Raw genomic sequence first — 20,988 nt, 5'->3', positions numbered from 1 at the left:
CATGACGGCGGTCGCCGCCAGTTCCGCCTGCCGGAATTCCGGGATCTGCGCGGCGATCTGTGGAAAATCGTCTTCGGTAAGTTCGTCGCCCTCGGCAAGCACCACCGCCCGGAACACGGCGTTTTCGAGCTGGCGGATATTGCCCGGCCAGTCGTAGGCCGTCAGAAGTGCCAACGCGCCGGCGCCGACCGACAGCGTCCTGTTGAGCTTCTGCTCGGTCGAGAACCGCTCGGCAAAGACGCGGGCGAGATGCGGAATGTCTTCCTTGCGGCGCCGCAACGCCGGAATGGTGATCGGGAAGACGTTGAGTCGGTAGTAGAGGTCTTCGCGGAAGCGGCCGGCCCGGACCTCCTCGATCAGGTCCTTGTTGGTGGCCGAGATGAGCCGGACGTTGACCTTCTGGACCTTCGAGGCACCGACGGTCTCGACTTCGCCCTGCTGCACGGCGCGCAACAGCTTCACCTGCACGTCGAGCGGCAAATCGCCGATCTCGTCGAGGAAAAGCGTGCCGCCATCGGCTTCGACGAATTTGCCGGTATGTTTTTCAGAAGCGCCGGTGAAAGCGCCCTTCTCGTGGCCGAACAGAATGCTTTCCACGAGATTGTGCGGAATGGCGCCGCAGTTGACGGTGATGAACGGCTTGCCGGCCCGGTCGCTGTTCGACTGGATAGCCCGTGCGATCATTTCCTTGCCGACGCCGGATTCACCTTCCAGCACCACCGGGATGTTGGAATGGGCGGCGCGCTGGGCGAGGTCGATGACCCGCAGCATGTCGGGGCTTGCCGAGATGATATCGCCGAAACCGACGGCGCCGGCGCGATGGCGGCGGCCGACGCGGGCCTTCGATTCCTTCTGGTCGAGCTTCAGCGCATTGGAGATCGAGGCGCCGATCCGTTCCGGCGATACCGGCTTGACGACGAAATCGAAGGCACCGGCGCGCATGGCCTGCACCACGTATTCGATGCTGCCCTGTCCCGTCTGGACGATGACGGGCGTTTCGACGCCGAGTTCACGGATCGCCGCGAGGAAGGTGAGACCATCCATTTCCGGCATCATCAGGTCGAGCACGATGACATTGATGTCGGTCGCGGTGCGCTTCAGGAACTCCAGCGCCACCAAGCCGTTTTCGGCGAGATGGGCGACATGGCCGTAACGTTCCACCGCATTTTTCAACAGGCGACGCTGAATAGGATCGTCATCGACAACGAGGATTTGCGCAATCATGCTCGGCTCCCAGCAATGGTCATCATGGCCCTTTTAGGCTGTTATGCCGCTGGTTGTGTCAGAAAGCCTTGAACATCCCCTTTTGAGAAAAGCTTGCATTTTAACGGCCGGCAAGGAAAACAGACGCAACAGGTTGAGAAGGAAAAAAGCGATGAGAATGTCCGCCCCCGCCCTCCCCGAAATTCTGGCCGCAACCGCCGCAGGCGCTGCCGCCTCCGACCCGGCGCTCGGCCTCCTGCCGATCTGGAAGCTTTCGGATCTCTATGCCGCCAAGGATGCCCCGGCTTTTACCTCCGACATGGAGAAAGCCCAGAAACTGTCGATCGCCTTCGAGGAAAAGTGGAAGGGCAAGCTTACCGAAGCGGCGACCAAGACCGGCGCCGGCGGCATCGGCGAGGCGCTCAAGGAATATGAGGCGCTCGACGATCTGCTCGGCAAGATCGGCTCCTTCGCAGGCCTCACCTATTTTTCCGACACGTCGAGCCCTGCCAACGGCAAATTCTACGGCGACGTGCAGGCGAAGCTGACCGACCTCTCCGCGCACCTGCTGTTCTTCGCGCTGGAACTCAACCGCATCGACGACGCGGTGATGGACGCCTGCATGGACCGCGACCCGGCCGCCGGCCACTACCGCCCGTGGCTGGTCGACCTCAGGAAGGACAAGCCCTTCCAGCTCGAAGACAAGCTGGAACAGCTCTTCCTCGAAAAGTCGATGACCTCTGCCGCCGCCTTCAACCGTCTCTTCGACGAGACCATGGCCGAGCTTCGCTTCGCGGTCGACGACGAACAGTTGCCGCTCGAAGTCGCCCTCAACATGCTGCAGGAGCCTCAACCGGAGACCCGCGCCAAGGCAGCCGCAGCCCTGTCGAAAACGTTCGGCGACAACCTGCGCGTCTTCACGCTGATCACCAATACGCTCGCCAAGGACAAGGAAATCTCCGACCGCTGGCGCGGCTTCGAGGACATCGCCGACAGTCGTCATCTCGCCAACCGTGTCGAACGCGAAGTCGTCGATGCGCTGGCTGAAGCCGTGAAGCAGGCCTATCCGCGCCTCTCGCATCGCTACTACGCGATGAAGGCGAAGTGGCTCGGCGTCGACCAACTGAATTTCTGGGACCGCAACGCACCGCTGCCGGAAACCCCGAACGCGCTGATTTCCTGGACGGAGGCGAAGGATACCGTGCTCGACGCCTATCGCGGCTTCGCACCCGAAATGGCAGAGATCGCCGGCCGCTTCTTCGAGGAGGAATGGATCGACGCACCGGTTCGTCCCGGCAAGGCGCCGGGCGCCTTCGCGCACCCGACCGTGCCGTCTGCCCACCCTTACGTGCTCGTCAACTACATGGGCAAGCCGCGTGACGTGATGACCTTGGCCCACGAGCTCGGCCACGGCGTGCACCAGGTTCTCGCCGGCGATCAGGGTGCCCTGATGTGCCAGACGCCGCTGACGCTTGCCGAAACCGCTTCCGTCTTCGGCGAAATGCTGACCTTCCGCGCGCTCCTCGAAAAGACCACGGACAAACGCGAGCGCAAGGCCATGCTCGCCCAGAAGGTCGAGGACATGATCAACACGGTCGTGCGCCAGATCGCCTTTTACCAGTTCGAGCGCAAGGTCCACACCGCCCGCAAGGAAGGCGAGCTGACCGCCGAGCAGATCGGCGAACTGTGGCTTTCCGTCCAGGGCGAGAGCCTGGGACCGGCGATCAGGATCTCGGAGGGTTATGAAAGCTGGTGGACCTATATCCCCCACTTCATCCACTCGCCCTTCTATGTTTATGCCTATGCCTTCGGCGATTGCCTGGTGAACTCGCTTTATGCAGTCTACAATCAAGCCGCTCCGGGCTTCCAGCAGAAATATTTCGAGCTTCTGAAGGCCGGCGGCACCAAGCATCACTCGGAACTGCTGAAGCCATTCGGCCTCGACGCCACCGATCCATCCTTCTGGTCCAGGGGCTTGTCGATGATCGAAGGCCTGATCGACGAGCTGGAGGCTCTGGACAAGGCTTGAGGCATTCCCTTAATGCACGCCCATGCCCATAATACACTGCCATGAATGAGAAAGCGCCCTTCGCGCTCTTTCGCGACGACCCCGCCGGCCGGAGCCTCGTCTTCGACCGGCCGAAGGAAATCGTCATCGCCCGGACCGCCGCCGAGGTGCTGCCCGCACTTCGGCGCCTGGAAGAGGCGCGCCTCGCCGGTCAGTGGCTGGCGGGTTATATTTCCTATGAGACAGGCTACGTCTTCGAGGACAAGCTCCGGCCGCTGATCGTCGACAACCGGCCGACGCCGCTGATCGCCATGGGCATATTCGACAAACCCTCGGGTAACGAACATCCGCTCGCCGGACCGCCCGGCACGATCGTGGACGATGGTTCTTCGCAGGGCTCCTTCCTCAGCGAACCGCATGCCGGCTGGGATTTTGCGACCTATCAGGAACGGTTCGACCGGCTTCACCAGCACCTGCGCAACGGCGACTGTTACCAGGCGAACCTGACCATGCCGGTCGCGGCACGCTGGCACGGCGATCCGCTTGCCGCTTTCTGGTCCCTCGTCGCCCGCCAGCCGGTGCGCTACGGCGCATTCGTCGACCTCGGCGGCCCCGTCATCCTGTCGCGTTCGCCCGAACTGTTCTTTTCGGTCGATGCGGATCGTTTCATCGAAACCCATCCGATGAAGGGCACCGCCCCGCGTGGCGCGACCGCAGAGGAAGACGAATCGATCATCGCGGACATGCTCGCCGACGAGAAGACGCTGGCCGAGAACCGGATGATCGTCGATCTGCTGCGCAATGATATTTCGATAATCAGCGAGGTCGGCACGCTGTCGGTTCCGAGGTTGTTTGACATCGAAACCTATCCGACCGTCCATCAGATGGTGAGCCACGTGCGGGCAAAGCTGCTGCCCGAGATCGGTTTCCCCGAGATCCTTGCCGCTCTCTTCCCCTGCGGTTCGATCACCGGAGCGCCGAAAATGTGGGCCATGCGCATCCTCGCCGATCTCGAAAGGGAACCGCGTGACGTCTATTGCGGCGCCATCGGCTGGTGCGATCCGTCCGGCCCGATGCGATTTTCGGTGGCCATCCGCACGATCACGCTTTTCAACGACGAAAAAGCCGTCTTCAATGTCGGCGGCGGCATCGTTTTCGACTCGAAGGCGGAAGCCGAATATGACGAGTGCCTTCTGAAGGCACGCTTTGCGGTGGGCGACCAATGGATTTCTCGCTGATCGAAACAATGCGCTGGGAACCGGGCAACGGCTTGCTCCGGGTGGAGCAGCATCTGCGCCGGCTCAGCCGCTCGGCTGATGCGTTGGGCTTCCGCCAGCCGCCGGCGGATACGCTGAAACAGCTTCAAGCGGCCACAGCCGCCAGCGAGACGCCGCTCCGCGTCCGGCTGGTCATGACCTATCGCGGCAAGATCGAAATCACCACCACGCCGTTCACGCCCCTGCCCGCCGATACGCTCTGGCGGATCCGGGTCGCCAGGACGACGCTTCCCTCGGATGATCCGACCTATCGCCACAAGACCTCCCGGCGGGAACTCTACGAGGCCGCCCGCGCCGAATTTACACCGGAAGAGGCGGACGAGGTTCTGCTCCTCAACGAGCGCGGCGAGGTCTGCGAAGGCACGATCACCAACGTCTTCGTCGAACAGTCGGACGGCTCGCTGCTGACCCCCGCACTGTCGAGCGGCCTCCTGCCGGGCATCCTGCGCGCCGACCTGATCCGCGAAGGAAGAGCGAAAAGCCAGGTCCTGCGCCTCGCCGATCTCGAAAACCGCCGCTTCTTCGTCGGCAATTCTCTGCGCGGCCTGATCGCTGCCGAACTTGTCGCCCAGGCGGAGAGATCGGAAAAGCCGTCGGAAGCCCCTCGCCCTGCCGCGCGCGCCGCGAAAATGGCCCGGGCAGGCCGGTAATGGCCACCCCCAACCCCCTCGCGGATCATCTGCTTGCGCTTGAAACCGCGCTGCAGACTCGAGAGGTTCGCAATTCCGAGGAAAAACTGCGCGAACTGCTGGCGCCGGAATTCCGGGAATTCGGCCGCTCCGGCCTCGCCTACACGTTCGACGATATCGTCACCCACCTCACCGCCGAGACCGGCCCGGACAACAGTTCGATCTCGGATTTCAGCGCCACGATGCTGAGCGACACGATCGCGCTCGCGACCTATCGCGGCACCCGCGTCAAGGACGACGGCAGCAGGCTCTTTACCAACCGCAGCTCCATCTGGCGCCTCGATCCCGACGGCAAATGGCGCATGGTCTTTCACCAGGGCACGGCATCAAAGCCCTGACCTTGGCCCAGACCGAATACAAGGCTCGCGCCGAGCCCGGCAGCTCTACTGAAATCCGCAGCCCCCCGCCGCAATCGAATAACCTCCTCGATTCATCTGCCGAAAATCGACAGGCTCTTTATTGTGACGGAGTTTTATGATCTAGAGCGCCGCGAATTGCCCGAGTGCAGCCTTTAAATTTCCATTCCACTGCCGAATAAGCGGGGCAGCGGCCCGAGAAGGCCGCGATCAAGGAGAAAGACATGTCAGAGACTACCTATCCGGTTTATGGCGAAATCACCGGTCCGATCGTGATGATCGGTTTCGGCTCGATCGGCCGTGGCACGCTGCCGCTGATCGAACGCCATTTCAAGTTCGACAAGAGCCGGATGGTCGTCATCGACCCGCGCGACGAACCCTCCGACATGGAGATCCTGAAGAAGCACGGCGTCCGTCACATCAAGGAATATGTGACCAAGGACAACTACAAGGACCTGCTGAAGCCGCTTCTGACAGCTGGCGAAGGCCAGGGCTTCTGCGTCAACCTCTCGGTCGACACCGGTTCGCTCGACCTGATGAAACTCTGCCGCAAGCTCGACGTCCTCTACATCGACACGGTCGTCGAGCCCTGGCTCGGCTTCTATTTCGACAAGAACATGAAGAATGCCGAGCGCACCAACTATGCGCTGCGCGAAACCGTTCGGCATGAAAAGAAGAAGAACCCCGGCGGCGCGACCGCCGTTTCCACCTGCGGCGCCAACCCGGGCATGGTCTCCTGGTTCGTCAAGCAGGCGCTGGTCAACCTCGCCAACGACACCGGCCTGAAGTTCGACGAGCCGGATCAGCACGACCGCGAAGGCTGGGCAAAGCTGATGAAGAAGCTTGGCGTCAAGGGCGTCCACATCGCCGAACGCGACACCCAGCGCACCAAGCACCCGAAGCCGCTCAACGTGTTCTGGAACACCTGGTCGGTAGAAGGCTTCATCTCCGAAGGCATGCAGCCGGCCGAACTCGGCTGGGGCACGCATGAGGAGTGGATGCCGAAGAACGGCAAGAAGCACAAGAAGGGCAACAAGGCCGCCATCTATCTCGAACAGCCGGGCGCCAACACCCGCGTCCGTTCCTGGTGCCCGACGCCCGGACCGCAGTATGGCTTCCTCGTCACCCACAACGAGTCGATCTCGATCGCCGACTATTTCACGGTGCGCGACAAGGACGGCGAAGTGACCTTCCGTCCGACCTGTCACTATGCCTACCATCCGGCCAATGACGCGGTTCTGTCGCTGCATGAGATGTTCGGCAATGGCGGCACCCCGCAGCCTGTCCACCACGTTCTCGACGAGGACGAGCTTGAGGACGGCATCGACGAACTCGGCGTGCTGCTCTACGGCCACGAGAAGAACGCCTATTGGTTCGGTTCGCGCCTGTCGCTCGAGGAAACCCGCCGCATCGCGCCCTACCAGAATGCCACCGGCCTGCAGGTAACCTCCGCCGTTCTCTCCGGCATGGTCTGGGCGCTCGAAAACCCGACCGCCGGCATCGTCGAGGCCGACGAGATCGACTACAAGCGCTGCCTCGAAGTGCAATTGCCCTATCTCGGCCCGGTCGAAGGCCACTATACCGACTGGACCCCGCTCGACGGCCGCCCGGGCCTCTTCCCGGAAGAGATCGACACCAAGGATCCGTGGCAGTTCAAGAACATCCTGGTTCGCTAATCTCGCGAATGGGTTCGCTAGTCTCGCGAATGGGTTCGCTGACTTCGCGAACGGGTTCGTTGATCCGATAAAACACAATGGAAACCGCCTGCCTCACCGCAGGCGGTTTTTTGCATGTTGAAAGCTCTTGCCTTTTCAAGGCCACATCTTGCGTTACATAGGGCGATGGCGGCAAGGTTTGCCAACCGAAGCCGGACCGAATCGCGGGAGACTGATCATGAAATTTAAAGTGAGCTTTGCGCTCATCGCCGCAGCCAGCTTGACCGCCTGCGTTTCGTCCCCTCCGCCGCAACAGATGGCGGCCGTGCAGCCGCAGGGGGTCGAAGGCAGCTGGGTCGATCCGAACGGCATCGTTTCCTCGTTCCAGGCAGGCACGTTCAACACCCGCTCCAGCGACAGCAACACGCTGCTCGCCTCGGGCACCTATACCAGCCTCTCGCCGACGCTGGTCGAGATCAACATGACCTCGCTGGTGCGCAAGACCCAGTCGCGCGTCAACTGCTCGCTGGTCAGCATCAACCAGCTCAACTGCACGCAGGATAGCGGCGCCCAGTTCTCGCTCGCCCGCCGCAGCTGAGGCGACGCATCCTCGACCGCACATCGCAACCCCGCTCCGGCGGGGTTTTCGCGTTTTGCGCGCGCTCATTTCAGAATACCCTACTGTCACATTTCCCTTGAACCCACCATCGGTTGATGAAAACATGCCCGCCGGAATGGTTGTCACATTGAAAAACTAGAACAGATAAAAAGGGCGGCGCAGCCGGCCGAATTAAGAAAGAGGAGAGATCAGATGAAGAAGACATTGGGGTTCGGGCTGCTGACTGCGTCGGTCATGGCTCTTTCGAGCGGCGCGGCATTTGCCGATTTCGAACTCAATATCCTGCACATCAACGACTTCCATTCGCGTCTTGAATCCATCAATGCGACGGATTCCACCTGCTCGGCCGAGGATGAAGGCAAGGGCGTCTGCTTCGGCGGCGCGGCCCGGCTGCTGACCGCGATCAACCAGACGCGCGACGCGCTGAAGGCTCAGAACAAGAACGTCATCCTCCTCAACGCCGGCGACAACTTCCAGGGTTCGCTCTTCTACACGACCTATAAGGGTGCGGCCGAAGCCGAAGCGCTGAACGCCATGAAGTTCGACGCGATGACCGTCGGCAACCATGAATTCGACGACAGCGACGACGTGCTTGCCACCTTCCTCGACAAGATCCAGTTTCCGGTCGTCACCGCCAACGTCGTTCCGAGCGCCGCCGCCAAGATCGGCAACCGCATCAAGCCGTCGCTGGTGCTGACCGTTGGCAGCCAGAAGATCGGCATCGTCGGCGCCGTCACCAACGACACCGCCGAAATCGCCAATCCCGGCCCGAACATCACCATTGCCGACGACGTCGCCAAGATCACCGAAGCCGTTCAGGGCCTGAAGGCTCAAGGCGTCGACAAGATCATCGCGTTGACCCATGTCGGTTACCCGCGCGACCTCGCCATCATCGCCAAGATCCCGGATGTCGACGTCGTCGTCGGCGGCCACACCCACACACTGCTCTCGAACGTGGCCAAGGGCGCCGAAGGCCCCTACCCGACCTGGTCGGACAATCCGGGCGGCTACAAGGTCCCGGTGGTCCAGGCTTTCCAGTATTCGAAATATCTCGGCGACATCAAAATCGTCTTCGACGACAGCGGTGTCGTAAAAAGCGCCGAGGGCGAGCCGATCCTCATGGATAAGTCGATCACGCCCGATCCGGCCTTCCTGGCTCGCGTTGCCGAGCTGAAGAAGCCGATCGAGGACATGAAGAAGAAGGTCGTCGGCGCGTCCGACGCGGTCATTGATGGCGACCGCCGCGTTTGCCGCGCCAAGGAATGCTCGATGGGCAACCTCGTCGCCGACGCCATACTTGACCGCACCAAGGGCCAGGGCATCACCATCGCCATCCAGAACGGCGGCGGCTTGCGCGCTTCGATCGATGCCGGCGAAGTCACCCAGGGTGAGGTCGTCAGCGTCCTGCCCTTCCAGAACACGCTCGCGACCTTCCAGCTCACCGGTGCCGATGTCGTCAAGGCACTCGAAAACGGCGTCAGCCAGATCGATGACGGCGCAGGCCGCTTCCCGCAGGTCGCGGGTCTCAAATATTCCTTCGACAAGTCGAAGCCGGCCGGAGCCAAGGTCAGCGACGTGCAGGTCAAGGAAGGCGACAAGTTCGTACCAATCGACCCGGCCAAGACCTACGGCGTTGCCACCAACAATTTCATGCGCGCAGGCGGCGATGGCTACGCCATCTTCAAGACCGGCGGCAAGAACGCCTATGACTACGGTCCGGACCTCGCCGACGTGACGGCGGAATTTGTTGCCGCCCACAATCCCTACAAGCCCTACACGGACGGCCGCGTCACCGACTTGACCCCGGCCAGCTACACCCCGCCGGCCAAGCCCGCGCCTGCCGCCCCGCCGGCAGCTGCTCCGGCTCCGACGGCTGCCGCTCCCGCTACCCCGGCTCCTGCCGCCCCTGCTCCGGCCCCCACTGCAGCCGCTCCGGCCGCACCGGCGAACCCTGCTCCAGCAGCACCTGCAGCTCCTGCACCGAACACCATGGCTGCAGCTCCGGCGAAACCTGCTCCGGCAGCGGCTCCCGCCGCACCGAAGCCGGCCGGCCCCACCAAATACACCGTCGCCAAGGGTGACTCGCTCTGGAAGATCGCCGAAGCCACCTATGGCAATGGTGAGAAGTGGACCGAGATCGCCAAGCTCAACTCGCTGCGCCATCCAAACGTCATCCAGGTCGGTGCCGAGCTGGAACTGCCGGCGAAGTGACATCGCTTGACCCGGATCAAGGTTCGGGCCGGCGACTTCTGGCAACACATTGGGACGATTTGTCCCGATCCCATGATCGGCCCGGGCTTTCCCGGGCCGATTTTTGTTTCTAAGTAATTTGCGAAACAAACGAGTGCGTCGCCGCCCGTGCAAGACTTGATCGAAAGTATCCGCATGACCTCCCATTCCGCCCATATGCCCTCCGATCATCCGAAGGTGAGTTTCGGCAAAGTCGGCGTATTGCTCATCAATCTCGGCACCCCGGACGGCACGGACTATTGGTCGATGCGGCGCTATCTCGCCGAGTTTCTGTCCGACAAGCGGGTGATCGAGTGGTCGCGGTTCTACTGGTACCCGATCCTCTACGGCATCGTGCTCAACAAGCGGCCGCAGAAGGTCGGCAAGGCCTATGAGGCGATCTGGAACAAGGATTTTAACGAGAGCTACCTGCGCACCTATACCCGCAGCCAGGGCGAACTGATGGCCGAACGGCTGAAGGATCTGCCGAATGTCGTCGTCGACTGGGCGATGCGTTATGGAAAACCGTCGATCGCCGAACGCATCGACGCGCTGAAGGAAAAGGGCTGCGAGAAGATCGTCCTCTTCCCGCTCTATCCGCAATATGCCGCCTCGACCACCGCAACCGTCAACGACAAGGCCTTCGAGCACCTGATGAAGCTGCGCTGGCAGCCGGCCTTGCGCACCGTGCCGCCCTATCACGACGAACCGGCCTATATCGAGGCGCTGGCGGATTCCGTCAGGGCGAAATACGCGGCGCTCGACTGGGAGCCGGAAATGCTGATTGCGTCCTTCCACGGTATCCCGCAATCTTATTTCAAGGCAGGCGACCCCTATTACTGTCATTGCCAGAAGACCGCCCGGCTCCTGAAGGAGGCCCTCGGCTTCACGGACAGGAACTTCATGATCACCTTCCAGTCCCGTTTCGGGCCGGAGGAATGGCTGCAGCCCTATACCGACAAGACGGTCGAAAAGCTCGCTCAGGACGGCATCAGGCGCATCGCTATTATGAATCCCGGTTTCGTCTCCGACTGTCTGGAAACGCTTGAGGAAATCGCCGAAGAAGCGGGCGAGATCTTCCGCCACAATGGCGGCGAAAAGTTCGCCCATGTCCCCTGTCTGAACGACAGCCCCGGCGGCATGACGGTGCTGGAAAAGGTCGTCCGCCGCGAACTTCAGGGCTGGGTGTAGGCCGGCTTACCGCACTTCGGTCGCCGTGAATCCTTCCGTTGCAGTCCTCCAGAAATCAGGATCTTCATACTCCGTCGGGTCTTCGATGCCGGCGATGTTAAAAGCTTCGCGCCGTTCGACGCAGGTGCCGCAGCGGCCGCAATGCAGGGTACCGCCCTTGTAGCAGGACCAGGTTTCGGCAAACGGCGTTCCGTGCCGGGCGCCATCGGTGACGATATCCGCCTTCGATCCGTTGACGTAAGGCGCAAGCAGCCGGACCGACGCGTAACCGTCCAGGGCATGATCCTGCATCGCCTGGAACGCATCGATGAAACCTGGCCGGCAGTCGGGATAGATAAAATGGTCGCCGCCATGCACGGCGATCGCCACCGCATCGGCGTTTCGCGCCGCAGCCACTCCGAAGGCGACCGACAGCATGATCGCATTGCGGTTCGGCACCACGGTCACCCGCATCGTCTCCTCGGCATAATGTCCGTCCGGCACATCGAGATCGTCGGTCAAGGCGGAGCCGGTCAGCCGGCTGCCGATCCCACGCATGTCGATGATCTCGTGGAAGACGCCGAGCCGCGCGGCGCAGGCGGCTGCAAAATCGAGTTCCTTGCGGTGCCGCTGGCCATAGTCGAAGGAAATCAGCCCCAACAGCTCCTGCTCTGCGGCAATCCTGTGGGCGAGCGAAACGGAATCCAGTCCGCCGGAGCAGACGACGATGGTTTTCATGGTCATTCATCCTTGTTTTGACCGGGTAGGCTGCGACCGGGTGTTCGAACCCGCTCTCTAGACCGCCGGTGCGTCCTTGTGAATAACCTGGGGCGACATCGACGGCGTCGAGCTGTCATTTCTTCCCTGCAAAGAACGTGCTAACTCATCACGTGTGACCTGGCGGGCTTACCGCCTGCAATGGAGGAATGTCATGAACTTGGGCGGCCTGGGTGGCTTCGATATCGTCGTGATCGGCGTGGTGGTGCTGATCATTCTGGTCCTGTTTGCCGGGATCAAGACCGTGCCGCAGGGTTATCGCTACACCGTGGAGCGCTTCGGCCGCTACACCCGCACGCTGGACCCGGGCCTCAACCTGCTGACACCTTTCATCGAGCGCATCGGCGTGCGCATGAACGTCATGGAGCAGGTCCTCAGCATCCCGACCCAGGAGGTCATCACCAAGGACAATGCCAGCGTCTCCGCAGATGCCGTGTCCTTCTACCAGGTCCTCAATCCGGCCCAGGCCGCCTACCAGATTTCCAATCTCGAAAATGCCATCCAGAACCTCACCATGACCAATATCCGCTCGGTCATGGGTTCGATGGATCTCGATGAACTGCTCTCCAACCGTGAAGTCATCAACGAGCGGCTGCTGCGCGTCGTCGACGAAGCCGTGGGTCCCTGGGGCATCAAGGTCACCCGCGTCGAGATCAAGGACATCCAGCCGCCCGCCGACCTCGTCGAATCGATGGGACGGCAGATGAAGGCCGAGCGCGAGAAGCGCGCCCAGATCCTCGAAGCCGAAGGCTCGCGCAGCGCCCAGATCCTGCGCGCCGAGGGCGCCAAGCAGGCGGCCGTTCTGGAAGCGGAAGGCAAGCGCGAAGCAGCCTTCCGCGAGGCAGAAGCCCGCGAGCGTCTGGCGGAAGCCGAAGCGCGGGCCACACAGGCCGTCTCCCAGGCGATCGCCGCCGGCGACGTGCAGGCGATCAACTATTTCGTGGCGCAGAAATATACCGAAGCGCTGGTGGCAATCGGCAGGGCGCCGAATTCGAAGATCGTGCTGATGCCGCTGGAGGCTTCGTCGATCATCGGTTCGCTGGGCGGTATCGGTGCCATTGCCAAGGAGGTTTTCGGCGATGGTTCAGGGCATGCCGCACCGCCGCGCCCACCGGCCGGCCCGCGGCCCCAGCCCGGTCCGCGCACCACGCCAGTCCTCAATCCGTTCAACCCGACGTCTTCAGAGACCTGAGCCATGCTGCATGATGCTGTGGTCAATCTCGGTCCCTGGAGCTGGTGGATTTTAGGTGTCGTCCTGTTGTGTGCCGAACTCGCGGCACCAGGCGTGTTCCTGATCTGGATCGGCGCGGCCGCGATTGTCATCGGCGCGCTGTCTCTAGCGCTCTGGGATATGGCCTTCTGGAGCTGGCATGTACAACTTCTGCTGTTTGCAGTGCTCTCAGGCGCCTTCGCGCTGGCCGGCCGCCGTTTCTATTCCAGCCGCAACCAGGCGACCGATGAACCCAACCTCAACCGGCGTGGCGAAAGCCTGGTCGGCCGCACTGCAACGCTGCACGAACCGATCGCCGAGGGGCGCGGCCGCATCCGGCTCGACGATACATGGTGGTCGGTGATGGGACCGGATCTGCCGGCCGGCACGCAGGTGAAGGTCGTGGCGGCAAGCGGCCGAGACCTGAAGGTCGAAGCGGCCTAGTTTCGCCGGACGGAAGCGGCTTGGAGCCTAGCTCGATATCAAGCCACGCCGACGCGCAGCAGATCATGAAAGTGAACGATGCCGATCGGCTTACGCTCTTCGTCGACGACGAGCAGCGCGCCGATGCTGTGCTTGTTGAGCATCGCCATGGCCTTCGTGGCGAGCGTTTCCTTGCTAATGGTCTTCGGATTGCGCGTCATCACCTCATCGACCCGCGTCTCGCGCAGGTCGAGATGAAGGTGCCGGGAAATATCGCCATCGCTGATGAAGCCGCAGAGGCTGCCATCCTCGTCGACTATGCCGACGCAGCCGAAGCGCTTGCGCGACAGCTCCTGGATCGCCTCCAGCATGAGGACGCCCTTTTTGACCAAAGGCATGCGATCGCCGGTATGCATCAGATCGCCGACATGGCTGAGCATCGCCCCGAGCTTGCCGCCCGGATGATAGACGCGGAAATCGGTTGCCGAAAAACCGCGCGCTTCGAGCAGCGCCACGGCAAGTGCATCGCCCATCGCAAGCTGCATCAGCGTCGACGTGGTCGGCGCCAGGCCGTGCGGGCAGGCTTCCTGTTCCTTGGGCAACAGCAGGACGACATCGGCCTCGCGGGCCAGCGTCGAAACCTCGCCTGACGTCATGGCGATCAGCGGAATGGAGAAGCGGCGGGTGAAGGAAACGATGCCCTGCAGCTCGGCGGTCTCGCCGCTCCAGGACAGAGCCAGCACCACGTCCCCCGACCCGATCATGCCGAGATCGCCATGATTGGCTTCGACGGGATGCACGAAGAAGGAAGGCGTGCCCGTCGAGGCGAGGCTGGCGGCGATCTTGCGGCCGATATGTCCGCTCTTGCCGATGCCGGTCACGACGACCCTGCCGTCGATGTCGCCGATCAGTTCCGCAGCCTTGCGGAAGGCTTCGCCAAGGCCGTTCTGAAGCGCCAGCTCCAGCGCATTAAGCCCTTGTTTCCCGAAGGAAATTGTCCTCAAGGCGGAATCGACAAGGTCGTTCTCGACCAGTTGCAAAGCTCTCTTGATCATGGGCAAGGCTTAACGCTTTTCACCTATCAAGTCTATCGGCTTCGGCACGGGCCATTAAGTTGGCGGCAGTCATGGCGTCGCAACCAAACGTTAACCACATGGCTTTACGTTTGGGTAAGCATTTGCGATTGCCCGGGCAGGCCTATGAAGATCACCACAACGACAGGCGGGACGCGCCAGAGGCGCCGGACGGCACTCGGCCTTCTGCTGGCCTGTTCGGCGCTTGTCTCGCCCGCAGCCGCCCAGACCCGCAACGTGTTTCCGCCGCAGAGCGGCTCTCTTCCATCGGTCACAGACACCAGTTCGCCCGCGTCGAATCCCGCTTCCGGCGCGGCCTTGAGAGGCAATACCTCGGCGCAGCCGTCCGCCAACGCCGCCGCCGATCAGAACCAGGACGACCCGAATGTCGCGACCGGCACCACGCCCGGCCGCAACCGTACGGCAACCCAGGAGCCTCCCTATGAGGACGACCTGAACCAGCCCCACGAAGAGCCGCTCGACCGTGGCGCCGAGCCGGTCGAGACCCAGGAACAGCCCCGCGAACCGGGTGATCCGACCGGCATCCGGATGGGCAGTTTCCTGCTCCGTCCTTCGATCAACCAGGGTATCGACACCGAGATCCGCCGCTCGAGCGGCACCAAGATCCGCCGCGATTATCTGTCGACGGCGATCCGCGGCACGCTGACCTCCGACTGGTCGCGCCATTCGTTGACGATCACCGGCGAAGGCACGCTGGAGCGCAATCTCGGCAGCAGCAGCCAAGGCGAGCAGCCGGAAGCGAACATCAATGCCGACCTGCGGCTCGATCTCTCCAACGATACGGTCGCCCATGTCACCGGCGGCTATAAGTTCTCCCGCGAGAACGACTACGATCCGAACGCGCTCGGCGGCGCATCGACCCAGTCGGGTGTCCATGAATTCACCGGCGGCGCCTCCGTCCAGCGCGACTTCGGCAAGATCCGCGGCACGGCCGCGATCGACCTTTCCCGCGCCTCCTATACGGATGCGAAGCTCTCCGACGGCACGATCGTCAGCATGAAGGATCGCAACCGGACTGGCATCGACGGCCGACTGCGGCTTGGCTACGAACTGTCGCCGGCGCTCGTCCCCTATGTGGAAGTGGCGACCGGCCACACGTTCTATGACCTCAGGCGCGACAATTCCGGTTATGCCCGTTCGTCGCAGAGCTACGCTGCACGCACCGGCGTCGAATTCGATCTTGGCGAAAAGCTGCGCGGCGAAATCGGCACCGGCTACGAGGTCGTCGATTACGAGGACGACCGCCTGAAATCGGTCGGCGCGGTCACCTTCAGCGGCAGCGCCACCTGGTCGCCGCAGCGCGGCACCAATGTCGATCTCGGCCTGCGCACCACGGTGCAGGATTCGACCACGCCCGGTCAGAGCGGCTGGGTGGAATACCGGGCGACGGCAGCCTTGACCCACGAGATGCGCGACAACCTCATCGCCCGGCTGACCGGCAGTTCGACGCTGCGCGACTTCCCGAGCGGCGGACCGAGCGACGAAACCGTCTGGATCGGCGGCGCCGGCCTCACCTGGGCAATCAACCGTTACCTCGACCTGACCGGCGACGTCGAATACGAACAGGCGGGCGGCGGCGGCACCAACGACAAGATCGTCCGCGCCGGCGTCGGCCTCACCTTGAAGCGTTAAGCTTTCGTTCGACCGGTCATCCATTCCATCAGCGCATTCTGCGCATGCAGCAGGAAGGCTTTCGCCGGCGTGCTCTGGCAGGCCGCGTGCGTCATCGCATCCGCTGTGACTTCCTGTCCGCGCGCCACCGGCGGACAGGGGATGAAGATCGCATCGGGACGGCAGAGATCGAGAACCGCCGCCGAGATCCGGTAATCCGCAAGCGTACTTTCAGCGACCCCGCCCGGCCAGCTATCCGTGAAGATGACATCGGCATCCTCAAGCTCCCGCATATCCGTGCTCCGCCGGAAATTGTCATTGAGCAGTGCCGGGTCGCCCACGTGCCAACCGTCCGGATAGACCTGCACCACCTCGATCGGCAGCGAGATCGACGCCTCGATCCAGGACCGCAGAATATTGGCGTCCGGCGCCACGCCGACGATCTTCAGCCCCTCGATACCGCCTCTTTTGGCACCAATATAGGCAAGGTCTCCGAGCGTCTCGCAAGGATGGTTCGATCGCGTCCGGGCATTGATGACCGGTGCCTGGGCATGTGCCGCAAGCTCCCGGAGCGACGCGAGTTCCGGCGTGCGGACGACGATCGTGTCGAACCAGTTGTCAAGGTAACCTGCCAGGTCGGCGATCGTTTCCCGCCCGCCGAGGCTCGCCGGCGCATGTGTGCAAATGCCGCCCATCGACTGGATGCCGAGATCGAAAGCTGTCGTATTACGCCAGCCGCCGTCATCGACGATCAAGGCGGCTCGACGGCCCTCGAGGCTTTTCGGCATCCGCCGCTCCCGCCACGCTTCGGCAAGCACGCCGGCGCGTTCGAGGATCGCCGCTATGGCATCCGCCGAAAAATCGTGGAATTCCAGAAAATCGAGACCCGCAGAGACAGCCATGGCACCCGGCACCGTGAAAAACAAAACCCCTCATAGCAGGACCATGAGGGGTTTGCGTGACGTCCGGACCGGCAAATCGCCGGTCGGAAAGATTTACTTCAGCGAGGCGAGCAGCGCCTTCATCGGTCCTTCGATTGCAGGACGGATATCGGCGCGCTGCAGGGCGAAGGCGAGGTTTGCCAGGATGAAGCCGTCCTTGGCGCCGCAGTCGAACGTGTCGCCCTTGAACGGATAGGCGGCGAATTCCTGAGCCTTGGCGAGCGTCAGCATGCCGTCGGTGAGCTGGATCTCGTTGCCGGCGCCGCGTTCCTGGGTTTCCAGGATCTTGAAGATCTCCGGCTGCAGGATGTAGCGGCCGTTGATGTAGAGGTTGGACGGTGCCGTGCCTTTGGCGGGCTTTTCGACCATCTGGGTGATCTTGAAACCTTCGCCAACCGGCGCGCCGATGCCGACGATGCCGTATTTATGGGCCTGGTCCGGATCGCATTCCTGCACCGCGACGACGTTGCCGCCGCTTTCGGCATAAAGATCGACCATGCCCTTCAAGCAGCCCTTGCCACCGGCCATGATCATGTCCGGAAGCAGGACCGCGAAAGGCTCGTTGCCGACGATGTCGCGGGCGCACCAGACCGCATGGCCAAGCCCGAGCGGCACCTGCTGGCGCGTGAAGCTGGCGGTGCCGGCAACCGGCAGAAGGCCGGCGAGCAGGGTCAGCTCGGCATTCTTGTTGCGCTCGCGCAGCATCTGCTCCAGCTCGTACTGGATGTCGAAATAGTCTTCGATAACCCCCTTGCCGCGGCCCGTCACGAAAACGAAGTGTTCGATCCCGGCTTCGGCCGCCTCATCCACGACGTACTGGATGACCGGCTTGTCGACCACGGTCAGCATTTCCTTCGGCACTGCCTTGGTCGCGGGCAGGAAGCGCGTGCCCAGACCTGCTACCGGAAACACTGCCTTACGGATCTTTTGTTGCTGTGCCACTCACGCCTCCTGAAAGCACGTCATTGTGCGAATATTCAAATCTCGGCATCTAATGACGAATTGCTACCGTTTCGCAAAGACTGCCGTGGGTCCGGTTTCTATGGTAAAGAATTTGTTGACCCAATCCTGTTATTACATCGTTAAGCCGCATGCCACTCTTGCCGCAAGGCTTGGTAAAAAGAAGACTGGACCCGACTGCCGATGAAGACCCTTCGCACCAACCTCTTTCGAGGGTTTGCCTTCTCCCTGATCGCCGGGCTTGCCATGGCGGCCATGCCGATAGATGCCCAGGCAGACGCCGGTTTCAAGGCGTGGATCGTAAAATTCTACGATACCGCCGCCAAGAGCGGAATCACCCGTTCCACCTATGAGAAAGCGTTCGCCGGTGTCAGCGAACCCGATCAGGACGTGCTTGAGAAGGCGAACTATCAGCCCGAATTCACGTCCAGGATCTGGGATTACCTCGACAGCCGCGTGAACCCCTATACGGTCAAGATCGGCCGCGAGATGGCGGCCAAGCATGGCTCGACGCTTGCCGCGCTGGAACGCCATTTCGGCGTCGACAAGAACATCCTGCTCGCCATCTGGTCGATGGAATCCAACTACGGCGCTGCGCTCGAAAAACCCGAGCGCCTGCACCACGTGCCGCAGGCGCTCGCCACACTTGCCTGGGGCGATCCCAAGCGTACCAAGTTCGCCCGCACCCAGCTGATCGCCGCGCTCAAGATCCTGCAGTCGGGCGATATCACCCCCAAGCAGCTGACCGGCTCCTGGGCCGGCGCCATGGGCCATACTCAGTTCATCCCGACCAGTTACCTGCTCTACGCGGTCGACGCGGACGGCAACGGCAAGCGCGACATCTGGCATTCGGTCCCGGATGCGCTCGCCACGTCCGCCAACCTGCTCGCCAAGAACGGCTGGCAGAGCGGAAAGACCTGGGGTTATGAAACCGTGCTTCCGGCCAATGGCACCCGCTACGAAGGCCAGACCAAGGCGCTCGGCGAATGGGCGAAGCTCGGTTTTGCCCGCCCGAACGGCAAAAGTTTCCCGCGCGGCGCCGACAGGGCGACGCTGAAGATGATGGCCGGCGAGAGTGGACCGGCCTTCCTGATGCTCGGCAATTTCTTCACCGTCAAGAAATACAACGCCGCCGACAGCTATGCGCTGGCCGTCGGCCTGCTCGCCGACGAGATCGCCGGCTTCGGCGGCGTCCAGCAGAGCTGGCCGCGTCCCGACGGCACGCTCGACATCAAGCAGAAGTTCGAACTGCAGAACCGCATGAAGCAACTCGGTTATTACGAGGGCGAAGTCGACGGCAATTTCGGCTCCGGCTCGAAGGCTGCGATCTCGGCAATCCAGAAACGCCTCGGCATGCAGCAGAGCGGCGAGCCGTCGAAGTCGCTTCTCGAAGCTTTGCGTTGACAAGAAGGTGCTTCGCGCCACATCGTTTACAAGGAATCTCCCGCAAGCGTGCGGGACGGCGGAGACATGAAGGCTTTGCATAAATCCGGGCAAAACGAGGCCGGCTGCAACGGGGCCGGGCTGAACGAGCCCCTGCGGAGCAGAGGATGGGCACGCTTGGCTCTCCTCCTCCTCGCGGTGCTGCTCGCCCTGCCGGTCGCGCCGCGGCCGGCCGCCGCCCAGGAGCCTCTCCCGCGCCGCAACCTCTTCGATTACCTGTTCGGCGGCCCGCGTTACGAGCGCGACGACCGCTATGAGCAACCTCCTCCTTATAGCCGACGCCGTTACGACCGGGATGGCTCGATCATCGATATGAGGCCGCGTCCGCGCCGCAGCACAGGACGGGCGGCCGCTCCCCGCCCGGTGCAGCCAATGGTGCCGGCGGCGCCGGAACCGGTTGCCAAAATCGACAATGCCAAACAGGTTCTGGTGGTCGGCGACTTCATGGCCGGCGGCATCGGCAGCGAACTGGAAACGGCGTTCGCGACCGCTCCCGGCGTCGCGATCACCGAGCGCAGCGACGGCTCCTCCGGTCTCGTCCGCGAGGATCACTTCGATTGGCCGGGCGAACTCCCCGCCATGCTCGACGAGGTGAAGCCGGCCGTCGTCGTCGTCATGCTCGGCGCCAACGACCGCCAGCAGATGACGATCGGCAGCACCAAGGAAAAGTTCCGCAGCGACGCCTGGTTCAAGGAATACGAGCGGCGGGTGACCCGGCTGGTTGGCATCGTCACTTCCCGCAAGCTGCCGCTTCTCTGGGTCGGCCTGCCCTCCTTCCAGTCGCCGACCGCAACCGCAGACGCCGTGACGCTCAACGCCATCTATCGCAACCAGGTTGAAAAGGCCGGCGGCGAATTCGTCGACATCTGGGAAGGTTTCGTCGACGAGGACGGCAAGTTCGTCATCACCGGCTCAGACGTCAACGGCCAGCAGGTGCGCCTGCGCGGTTCCGACGGCATCACCTTCACCAAGGCCGGCAAACAGAAGCTCGCCTTCTACGTGGAAAAACTGGCCCGCCGGCATCTCGGCGAAATGGCAAGTCCCGATGTCGTCAAGCTCGACGGTTCGAACCTGCCGGCACTTTCAGCCCTTCCCGCCTCGCCCGGCCAAGCGGTCCCGACCCATCCGATCAGCCTCTCCGACCCCGAACTCGACGGCGGCAAGGATCTTCTCGGCGCAGCCCCGCTCCCGCCGGTCCTCGTCGAAACGCCGCGCGACAAACTGGTCAGGCGCGGCGAACTGGCCCCCGCACCGGCCGGACGGGTTGATGATTACAAGGTGAAAGTGGCCCAGTAGCAGCAGTTGTCATCGTTGGCGTGGGAG

At 62.6% G+C, this 20,988-nt stretch carries 17 protein-coding genes and 1 pseudogene; 13 read left to right on the top strand and 5 right to left on the bottom strand.

The window, feature by feature from the left end:
- Window positions 1-35 precede the first annotated feature (35 nt).
- Window positions 36-1,224, bottom strand: a pseudogene (locus AC1DLT_RS10570) (sigma-54-dependent transcriptional regulator); the annotation flags it as partial.
- A gap of 151 nt (window positions 1,225-1,375) precedes the next feature.
- Between AC1DLT_RS10570 and AC1DLT_RS10565 the strand changes: the two are divergent.
- The 8 genes from AC1DLT_RS10565 to hemH all read left to right on the top strand — a co-directional run bounded on the left by AC1DLT_RS10565 (window position 1,376) and on the right by hemH (window position 11,227).
- Window positions 1,376-3,232 carry a M3 family oligoendopeptidase gene (locus tag AC1DLT_RS10565; protein ID WP_477486704.1) on the top strand — a complete coding sequence of 619 codons (1,857 nt, stop codon included), beginning with the start codon at window positions 1,376-1,378 and terminating at the stop codon, window positions 3,230-3,232.
- Between the two features lie 41 nt (window positions 3,233-3,273).
- Window positions 3,274-4,449: an aminodeoxychorismate synthase component I gene (locus tag AC1DLT_RS10560; RefSeq protein ID WP_477486703.1), complete on the top strand. Its 1,176-nt coding sequence runs from the start codon at window positions 3,274-3,276 to the stop codon at window positions 4,447-4,449.
- Entirely contained in the window at window positions 4,434-5,138 is a 705-nt protein-coding gene (locus AC1DLT_RS10555; protein ID WP_477486702.1) for an aminotransferase class IV family protein, read from the top strand. The genes AC1DLT_RS10560 and AC1DLT_RS10555 overlap by 16 nt, the downstream gene beginning before the upstream one ends.
- A complete protein-coding gene (locus AC1DLT_RS10550; RefSeq protein ID WP_477486701.1) occupies window positions 5,138-5,515 on the top strand; it encodes a nuclear transport factor 2 family protein in 378 nt (125 codons plus the stop codon). The genes AC1DLT_RS10555 and AC1DLT_RS10550 overlap by 1 nt, the downstream gene beginning before the upstream one ends.
- 242 nt (window positions 5,516-5,757) lie before the next feature.
- Window positions 5,758-7,209 (top strand): homospermidine synthase, encoded by a 1,452-nt coding sequence (locus AC1DLT_RS10545; protein ID WP_477486700.1) that lies wholly within the window; start codon window positions 5,758-5,760, stop codon window positions 7,207-7,209.
- Between the two features lie 217 nt (window positions 7,210-7,426).
- Entirely contained in the window at window positions 7,427-7,786 is a 360-nt protein-coding gene (gene omp10, locus AC1DLT_RS10540) for an outer membrane lipoprotein Omp10 (protein ID WP_037077168.1), read from the top strand.
- 213 nt (window positions 7,787-7,999) lie between these two features.
- Window positions 8,000-10,018: a 5'-nucleotidase C-terminal domain-containing protein gene (locus AC1DLT_RS10535; RefSeq protein ID WP_477486699.1), complete on the top strand. Its 2,019-nt coding sequence runs from the start codon at window positions 8,000-8,002 to the stop codon at window positions 10,016-10,018.
- Window positions 10,019-10,192: 174 nt separating this feature from the next.
- Window positions 10,193-11,227, top strand: a complete 1,035-nt coding sequence (gene hemH / locus AC1DLT_RS10530) for a ferrochelatase (protein ID WP_477486698.1) — start codon at window positions 10,193-10,195, stop codon at window positions 11,225-11,227.
- A gap of 6 nt (window positions 11,228-11,233) precedes the next feature.
- Here hemH and queC read toward each other — a convergent pair whose 3' ends face one another.
- A complete protein-coding gene (queC, locus tag AC1DLT_RS10525) occupies window positions 11,234-11,944 on the bottom strand; it encodes a 7-cyano-7-deazaguanine synthase QueC (protein WP_477486697.1) in 711 nt (236 codons plus the stop codon).
- Window positions 11,945-12,137: 193 nt separating this feature from the next.
- Here queC and AC1DLT_RS10520 point away from each other — a divergent pair, with 193 nt between their 5' ends.
- Together AC1DLT_RS10520 and AC1DLT_RS10515 are read left to right on the top strand one after the other, a co-directional pair.
- Entirely contained in the window at window positions 12,138-13,175 is a 1,038-nt protein-coding gene (locus AC1DLT_RS10520) for an SPFH domain-containing protein (RefSeq protein ID WP_477486696.1), read from the top strand.
- A gap of 3 nt (window positions 13,176-13,178) precedes the next feature.
- Window positions 13,179-13,637: an NfeD family protein gene (locus AC1DLT_RS10515; protein WP_477486695.1), complete on the top strand. Its 459-nt coding sequence runs from the start codon at window positions 13,179-13,181 to the stop codon at window positions 13,635-13,637.
- 38 nt (window positions 13,638-13,675) lie between these two features.
- On the opposite strand, the gene AC1DLT_RS10510 is transcribed toward AC1DLT_RS10515, so the two are convergent.
- Window positions 13,676-14,671: a KpsF/GutQ family sugar-phosphate isomerase gene (locus AC1DLT_RS10510; RefSeq protein ID WP_247039703.1), complete on the bottom strand. Its 996-nt coding sequence runs from the start codon at window positions 14,669-14,671 to the stop codon at window positions 13,676-13,678.
- Between the two features lie 144 nt (window positions 14,672-14,815).
- Between AC1DLT_RS10510 and AC1DLT_RS10505 the strand changes: the two genes are divergently transcribed.
- Entirely contained in the window at window positions 14,816-16,342 is a 1,527-nt protein-coding gene (locus tag AC1DLT_RS10505) for an outer membrane beta-barrel protein (RefSeq protein WP_477486694.1), read from the top strand.
- Here the strand turns inward: AC1DLT_RS10505 and AC1DLT_RS10500 are convergent.
- Together AC1DLT_RS10500 and galU are read right to left on the bottom strand one after the other, a co-directional pair.
- Complete coding sequence (locus tag AC1DLT_RS10500; protein ID WP_477486693.1) at window positions 16,339-17,223, bottom strand: Rossmann-fold NAD(P)-binding domain-containing protein; 885 nt, start codon at window positions 17,221-17,223, stop codon at window positions 16,339-16,341. The genes AC1DLT_RS10505 and AC1DLT_RS10500 overlap by 4 nt on opposite strands.
- 93 nt (window positions 17,224-17,316) lie before the next feature.
- Window positions 17,317-18,204: a UTP--glucose-1-phosphate uridylyltransferase GalU gene (gene galU / locus AC1DLT_RS10495; RefSeq protein WP_038545092.1), complete on the bottom strand. Its 888-nt coding sequence runs from the start codon at window positions 18,202-18,204 to the stop codon at window positions 17,317-17,319.
- A 201-nt stretch (window positions 18,205-18,405) separates the two neighbouring features.
- Here galU and AC1DLT_RS10490 point away from each other — a divergent pair, with 201 nt between their 5' ends.
- Window positions 18,406-19,626: a lytic murein transglycosylase gene (locus AC1DLT_RS10490; RefSeq protein ID WP_477486692.1), complete on the top strand. Its 1,221-nt coding sequence runs from the start codon at window positions 18,406-18,408 to the stop codon at window positions 19,624-19,626.
- Between the two features lie 156 nt (window positions 19,627-19,782).
- Window positions 19,783-20,961, top strand: coding sequence for an SGNH/GDSL hydrolase family protein (locus AC1DLT_RS10485; RefSeq protein ID WP_477486691.1), 1,179 nt, complete (start codon window positions 19,783-19,785; stop codon window positions 20,959-20,961).
- Window positions 20,962-20,988: the final 27 nt, after the last annotated feature.

This window comes from Neorhizobium sp. 05N33 (assembly GCF_056397445.1).
The sequence above is the reverse complement of the archived record's forward strand: the minus strand, read 5'-3'. Positions and strand labels throughout refer to the sequence as shown.

Bases quoted from the DNA above. Each gene is read 5' to 3' on its own strand.
- AC1DLT_RS10565 (WP_477486704.1), top strand. From the start codon at position 1,376: ATGAGAATGTCCGCCCCCGCCCTCCCCGAAATTCTGGCCGCAACCGCC.
- AC1DLT_RS10560 (WP_477486703.1), top strand. From the start codon at position 3,274: ATGAATGAGAAAGCGCCCTTCGCGCTCTTTCGCGACGACCCCGCCGGC.
- AC1DLT_RS10555 (WP_477486702.1), top strand. From the start codon at position 4,434: ATGGATTTCTCGCTGATCGAAACAATGCGCTGGGAACCGGGCAACGGC.
- AC1DLT_RS10550 (WP_477486701.1), top strand. From the start codon at position 5,138: ATGGCCACCCCCAACCCCCTCGCGGATCATCTGCTTGCGCTTGAAACC.
- AC1DLT_RS10545 (WP_477486700.1), top strand. From the start codon at position 5,758: ATGTCAGAGACTACCTATCCGGTTTATGGCGAAATCACCGGTCCGATC.
- omp10 (WP_037077168.1), top strand. From the start codon at position 7,427: ATGAAATTTAAAGTGAGCTTTGCGCTCATCGCCGCAGCCAGCTTGACC.
- AC1DLT_RS10535 (WP_477486699.1), top strand. From the start codon at position 8,000: ATGAAGAAGACATTGGGGTTCGGGCTGCTGACTGCGTCGGTCATGGCT.
- hemH (WP_477486698.1), top strand. From the start codon at position 10,193: ATGACCTCCCATTCCGCCCATATGCCCTCCGATCATCCGAAGGTGAGT.
- queC (WP_477486697.1), bottom strand. From the start codon at position 11,944: ATGAAAACCATCGTCGTCTGCTCCGGCGGACTGGATTCCGTTTCGCTC.
- AC1DLT_RS10520 (WP_477486696.1), top strand. From the start codon at position 12,138: ATGAACTTGGGCGGCCTGGGTGGCTTCGATATCGTCGTGATCGGCGTG.
- AC1DLT_RS10515 (WP_477486695.1), top strand. From the start codon at position 13,179: ATGCTGCATGATGCTGTGGTCAATCTCGGTCCCTGGAGCTGGTGGATT.
- AC1DLT_RS10510 (WP_247039703.1), bottom strand. From the start codon at position 14,671: ATGATCAAGAGAGCTTTGCAACTGGTCGAGAACGACCTTGTCGATTCC.
- AC1DLT_RS10505 (WP_477486694.1), top strand. From the start codon at position 14,816: ATGAAGATCACCACAACGACAGGCGGGACGCGCCAGAGGCGCCGGACG.
- AC1DLT_RS10500 (WP_477486693.1), bottom strand. From the start codon at position 17,223: ATGGCTGTCTCTGCGGGTCTCGATTTTCTGGAATTCCACGATTTTTCG.
- AC1DLT_RS10490 (WP_477486692.1), top strand. From the start codon at position 18,406: ATGAAGACCCTTCGCACCAACCTCTTTCGAGGGTTTGCCTTCTCCCTG.